This is a genomic window from Streptomyces himastatinicus ATCC 53653, from assembly GCF_000158915.1.
GTDB lineage: Bacteria > Actinomycetota > Actinomycetes > Streptomycetales > Streptomycetaceae > Streptomyces > Streptomyces himastatinicus.
This window is the reverse complement of sequence record NZ_GG657754.1, coordinates 6,410,403-6,414,131: the sequence shown is the minus strand read 5'-3', so window position 1 is coordinate 6,414,131 and position 3,729 is coordinate 6,410,403. Positions and strand designations below refer to the sequence as shown.

The following is a 3,729-nucleotide window of genomic DNA, read 5'->3' as shown; positions in this document are numbered from 1 at the left end:
AGCTGCTCCAGCAGGTCACGGAGAGCGAGCGGTGGGTGCTGCTCTTGAGGACGCCCACGTTGTTCCCGCCCGCGAACGCCGGGGCGATGCTGCCCTCCTTGACGCCGGGCAGCGGCACGACCGCGTACTTGCCCTTGACCGACCCCGCCTCGATCGCCGCGTGGTTGAAATCGCCGCCGATCGTCATGCCCGACTTGCCCGCGGCGAAGGCGGCGACGCTGTCGTTGCCGCCCCACTGGGCGCATTTGGCGGGCGGGCAGTTGTCGTCGGCGATGAGCGAGGTGTAGCTCTTGATGCCCTTCTTGGCGTCGGCGCCGTCGATGGCCGCCTCGTACTCGTTGGAGCCGAACGCGCCCTTCTCGGTGGCCAGCTCGCCGCCGTTGGCCCAGATGAAGGGCAACGCGCCGTAGGTGTAGGCGCCGCCGACCGAGATGCCGTAGAGGTCGGGCTTCCGCTCGCGGATCTCCTTCGCGGTTGCGATGAGTTCCTTCTGGCTGGTGGGCGGCTCGAGGCCGAGGTCCTTGAAGACGTCCGTGCGGTAGTACAGCGCCCGTACGCCGACGAACAGCGGCACGCCGTACACCTTGCCGCCCACGGTCACCGAGTTCTTGGCGGTGGAGTCGGTGTTCGCCGACTCGTCCCAGGCGCCGAACTCCTTGCTGATGTCGGCGAGTCCGCCGTCCTCCACATATCCGGCCGTGTCGGTGTTCCCGTACTCGATGATGTCGGGGGCGCTCTTGGGGTCGTTGAAGGCCGCCTTGATCTTCTGCGCGCGGGTGTCGATCGGGATGTAGGTGACATCCACCTTCACGCCGTCGTGCTTCTTCTCGAAGGCGGACACGACGTCATCGACGACCCGTTGCTTCGGCTTGTTGTCGACCTCCTGGAAGAGCCAGACGCGCAAAGTGCCGCTCTTGTCGTCCTCCGTGGCGGTGTTGTCGGAGGTGGAGGGGGCGCAGGCGGTGGCGGTGAGCCCGGCGAGCACGAGCGCCGCGGTGGGGACGGCGAGGCGACGGGAAAGAAGGAGGGGCCTGGAGAGCTTCATGGAAACGCACCCTTAGGGAGGGCGTTGCATACCATGCAACGCGTGTTTCGCACAGCACAATATGCGGCAGGCTAGGGAACGTTTCGGGGCCGGACAAGAGGTCTCGACCAATCTTTGACCGAGGAGACCCGGGCCCGGGGAAGCACCAGGGGTCCGGGCAGCCACCGGCGCCCGGGGAAGCGGTGGTTAGGAGTGCGTCAGCTTCTCGCCCGGGTAGGCGGGCTCGGGATACGGCACGGCCTCCACCCGGGCCCCCGCCGCCGCCAGCCGCTCCACCACCTGGCCCCAGTCCGGCCAGCTCTTCTCGATCCGCCCCAGAATGCGGGCACTCGGCGCGAGCACGATCTCGCAGCCGGGGTCGTCGGCCCACTCCAGCAGCCGCGGCAGCCCCGGTTGCGCGGCCGACATCACACAGCTGCCCGCGGGCCGGTAGCCGCGCTCCTCGGCCAGCCGCCCGCACTGTTCCAGCTGGGCGTCCCAGTCCTTCTCGAACTGGCAGTAGAGTCCGGCGCCTTCCGCGTCCGGCTCGTCGACCTCGCGCGCGCCGAACACCAGATACGCCGCGCGCGGCGCCCCGTCGTTCCCCGCCGCGTCCCGTAATCCGTTCTCCGTGCGCCCGCTCATGGGCCGACCCTACTGGGATCACCCGCCGCGCGACACGGGGCCGGACGGGGCCGGACAGCACGGCACGTCCGACCCGCGGCCCCATCTCGGGCCACGGGTCGGACGTGCCGTCTACGCGAAGCTCCGGCGCGGCCGGGCGGGGAGGCTACTTCTTGCCGTCGCCGCCCTTGCCGTCCTTGTCCTTGTCACCGCCGGCGCCCATGCCCTCGAAGATCTCCTTGCACATCGGACACACCGGGTACTTCTTCGGGTCACGGCCCGGAACCCAGACCTTGCCGCACAGTGCGACGACAGGAGATCCGGAGAGCGCGCTCTCCATGATCTTTTCCTTCTGTACATAGTGGGCATAGCTCTCTGTGGTCGCCGTCACCGTGCGACACCTGAGGTGTCGGCTCAACGAGGGTCCCCGTGCCTGCCCCGCGCTCGGGCTCAAGAGTGCTCATACAGCCCTAGGGTACTCATGCCCGCGACGTGCAGCGGGTGCGCGCCCCGCGGGCCGACCGGGCCCCGTACCGCCATCAGATGCCTGGCCAGACCGGCGGCCGCGACCCCGGCCGCCGCCCACGGCAGCACGTCTCCAGACAGCCCCGCCGAGAGCGCGGCACCGCCCAGCGCCGAGCCGACCGCGCTGCCCAGGTACAGCGCCGAGTTGTTGAGGGCCAGGGCGACCGTGCCGCGCTCCTCCTTCAGCGCCAGCAGCCGGTGCTGCTGCGGCACCTGGAGCGCCCAGCCCGCGGCGCCCCAGACCACCAGCGCCGCCCCGGCGAGCAGCGGTACGGGGGCGAGCACGGGCAGCACTGCCTCGGCACCCGTGATCACGGCCATGATCACGCCGACCAGCACCGCCACCCGGCCCGCACCGGCCATGCGGTCGACCAGCCTCCCGATCAGGAGGCTGCCCGCCACCCCGCCCAGGCCCCACGCCCACAGATACGGCGCCACCTCGCGCTCCCCGCCCGCCGACGCCAGCACCGGGGCGAGATACGTGTACAGGCCCAGGCTCGCGACCGCCGCGAGGAACGACACCTGGACGACGGGGGCCACCGCCCGGTCGGTGACGGCCGCCAGCCGCGCCCGTACGGACACCGCAGGCGCCGTCGGGACGGTCGGCAGCAGCGCCGCGAGCCCGGTCAGCGACACCGCACCCAACCCGGTGACCAGCCACATCGTGGCCCGCCAGCCGGTGTGCTCGGCCAGCAGGACGCCCAGCGGCACCCCGAGCACGGTGCCGGAGCTCATCCCGCCCATCACCACCGCCAGGGCCCGGCCGCGCCGTTCGCCGGAGACCAGCGCGGACGCGGCGGCGGTGGACATCGCCGAGTACACCCCGGCCCCGGCGCCCGCGACCACCCGCGCGCCCAGCAGCGCCCCCAGCGACGGCGCGAGGGCCGTCAGCGCGTTGCCCGCGGTGAAGACGGCGAGCGCCACCAGGAGCACCAGCCGCGGCCGGGCGCCGTGCAGCAGCCCCGCGACCAGGGGCGCGGAGATCGCGTAGGCGAGCGTGAAGACGGTCACCATCTGCCCGGCCAGGGACACCGTCGTCCCGATGTCGTCCGCGACGACGGGCAGCAGCCCCGCCATCACATAGGCGTCGAGGCCCAGGGTGAACGACCCCAGGGCCAGCAACCAGACCTTACGCACAGCTCAACTCCCCTGCTCAACCACAGTGACGCCGGAAACGTAGGCACTCTCCGGTTCACCGGGGAAATGCCGCCGGGGACCGATCTATGCTCGATCGGCATGAGTGAACGCCACAGCGAGCGGGACCGTGAACGGGACATCGCGCGGGACATCGACGCCATCCGGCTGCGTCAGCTGCGCGCCTTCCTCGCGGTCGCCGAGGAGCGCAACTTCACCCACGCCGCCGACCGGCTCGGCATCGGCCAGCCCGCGCTGACCCGCACCGTCCGGGCGCTGGAGGAGACCGTGGGCGCGCGGCTGCTGGAGCGCACCACCCGGCGCGTCGCCCTCACCGAGGACGGCCGGGCGCTGTACGCGGACCTCGGCCCGCTGCTCGCCCGGCTGGACGACGCGCTGCGCGCGGTGGGCGGCCGGGCCCT

At 71.8% G+C, this 3,729-nt stretch carries 4 protein-coding genes and 1 pseudogene; 1 reads left to right on the top strand and 4 read right to left on the bottom strand.

The annotated features are described in order from the left end of the window. The 4 genes and pseudogenes from SSOG_RS27270 to SSOG_RS27255 all read right to left on the bottom strand — a co-directional run. A partial coding sequence (locus SSOG_RS27270) for an extracellular solute-binding protein (RefSeq protein WP_009717485.1) occupies positions 1 to 1,045 on the bottom strand: 1,045 nt, incomplete at its 3' end. A 186-nt stretch (positions 1,046 to 1,231) separates the two neighbouring features. Then, positions 1,232 to 1,669 (bottom strand): recombinase family protein, encoded by a 438-nt coding sequence (locus tag SSOG_RS27265; RefSeq protein WP_009717484.1) that lies wholly within the window; start codon positions 1,667 to 1,669, stop codon positions 1,232 to 1,234. Positions 1,670 to 1,814: 145 nt separating this feature from the next. Next, positions 1,815 to 2,112, bottom strand: a pseudogene (locus tag SSOG_RS27260) (DUF3039 domain-containing protein). Then, entirely contained in the window at positions 2,099 to 3,310 is a 1,212-nt protein-coding gene (locus tag SSOG_RS27255; RefSeq protein WP_009717482.1) for an MFS transporter, read from the bottom strand. The pseudogene SSOG_RS27260 and the gene SSOG_RS27255 overlap by 14 nt, the downstream one beginning before the upstream one ends. Positions 3,311 to 3,409: 99 nt before the next feature. On the opposite strand from SSOG_RS27255, the gene SSOG_RS27250 reads away from it, so the two are divergent. Further along, the coding region (locus SSOG_RS27250) for a LysR family transcriptional regulator (RefSeq protein ID WP_039938824.1) at positions 3,410 to 3,729 on the top strand (320 nt) is incomplete at its 3' end.